This is a genomic window from Helicobacter pylori FD535, from assembly GCF_000296015.2.
Classification (GTDB): Bacteria; Campylobacterota; Campylobacteria; order Campylobacterales; family Helicobacteraceae; genus Helicobacter; species Helicobacter pylori_CT.
The window spans coordinates 1-1,083 of the sequence record NZ_AKHP02000006.1 but is presented as its reverse complement, the minus strand read 5'-3'; the positions used below and the strand labels follow the sequence as shown (position 1 = coordinate 1,083).

Genomic DNA, 1,083 nt, shown 5'->3' with positions numbered 1-1,083 from the left:
CTGCCATTACTATACGCAATGCGATCCAAGACTAAACGCCACCCAAGCCCTAGAACTCGCTTTTTTAATCGCTGACATGCTTAAAAAACAGCGTGCTTAGTTAAAAAGAGATTAATCTTTTTTTAACTCTTTTACTTTATAATTATCGTTAGCATTTTAATATTCGAAGGAGCTTGAAATGAGAATTTCTTTTTTAGCTGTAATTTTAGCGTTATTGTTTGTGGCTTGCCATGAAACTAAAAAACAAATTTTACAAAACGAGGCCGATAGCACCCCTTCAGAAAAAACCATTTGGCAACCTGAGCAAAAATAAAAAATTGTAAAAATACTCAAAGGCATTTTTTAAAATAAACGCAATAAAAAAGCTAGTGGGTGGTCGTCTTTTGTAAAGCGATCTTAGGGGCTGTTAAAGGGGAATGGTTTCAAAACACTCCCTATCCCTTATGAAGTTTATTATCAAACAATATTTAAAAAAACAAGTTTTAAAAGTAAGAGAACGGCTAAAAGCCCAAAATTAAAACGGGTGAAAGCTTGAAGGTTAAACTACAAACTCTCTAAAACCTTTTGAGCATGACCTTTCGCTTTGACATTGTAGAAGCATTTTTCTAAAACGCCTTGCGTGTTGATAATGAAAGTGGAGCGGATAATCCCCAAATGCTCCTTCCCATAAAGCATGCGTTTGCCGTAAGCTTTGTAAAGATTGGCGGCTTTTTTATCTTCATCGCAGAGCAAAATCACATTCAAAGAGCATTGGCTGATAAATTTTTGATGCGATTGAGCGTTATCAGGGCTTACGCCTACGACAATGGCGTTTTTCTTTTCAAATTCACTAAACAGAGCGCTAAAGTCTTTGGCTTCTAGGGTGCATCCGGGGGTGTTGTCTTTAGGGTAGAAATACAGCACCACTTTTTTATGGAGCAAATCTTTTAAAGAAATTTCTACGCCATCGCTGTTTTTCAACCTGAAATCAGGGGCTAATTGCCCCACTTCTAATTTTTCCATTCTTATCCTTTAGTAGAGAATGATAGCGACTTTTTGAGGTCCATGCACCCCAAAAACGGTTTTTAATTCAATATCGGCTGT

General features: G+C 36.8%; 3 protein-coding genes and 1 pseudogene. 2 read left to right on the top strand and 2 right to left on the bottom strand.

From position 1 onward, the window contains the following. Both DV63_RS18210 and DV63_RS18595 read left to right on the top strand, forming a co-directional pair. A partial coding sequence (locus tag DV63_RS18210) for a 3-deoxy-7-phosphoheptulonate synthase (protein WP_152477695.1) occupies positions 1–100 on the top strand: 100 nt, incomplete at its 5' end. Positions 101–178: 78 nt separating this feature from the next. Further along, positions 179–313: an HP0135 family lipoprotein gene (locus DV63_RS18595; RefSeq protein ID WP_001222814.1), complete on the top strand. Its 135-nt coding sequence runs from the start codon at positions 179–181 to the stop codon at positions 311–313. Positions 314–543: 230 nt separating this feature from the next. On the opposite strand, the gene DV63_RS10590 is transcribed toward DV63_RS18595, so the two are convergent. Next, complete coding sequence (locus DV63_RS10590; RefSeq protein ID WP_000412946.1) at positions 544–1,002, bottom strand: peroxiredoxin; 459 nt, start codon at positions 1,000–1,002, stop codon at positions 544–546. 9 nt (positions 1,003–1,011) lie between these two features. After that, positions 1,012–1,083: pseudogene (locus DV63_RS18205) on the bottom strand (LutC/YkgG family protein); the annotation flags it as partial.

Coding starts and splice junctions, on each gene's coding strand:
- DV63_RS18595 (WP_001222814.1), top strand. CDS start 179: ATGAGAATTTCTTTTTTAGCTGTAATTTTAGCGTTATTGTTTGTGGCT.
- DV63_RS10590 (WP_000412946.1), bottom strand. CDS start 1,002: ATGGAAAAATTAGAAGTGGGGCAATTAGCCCCTGATTTCAGGTTGAAA.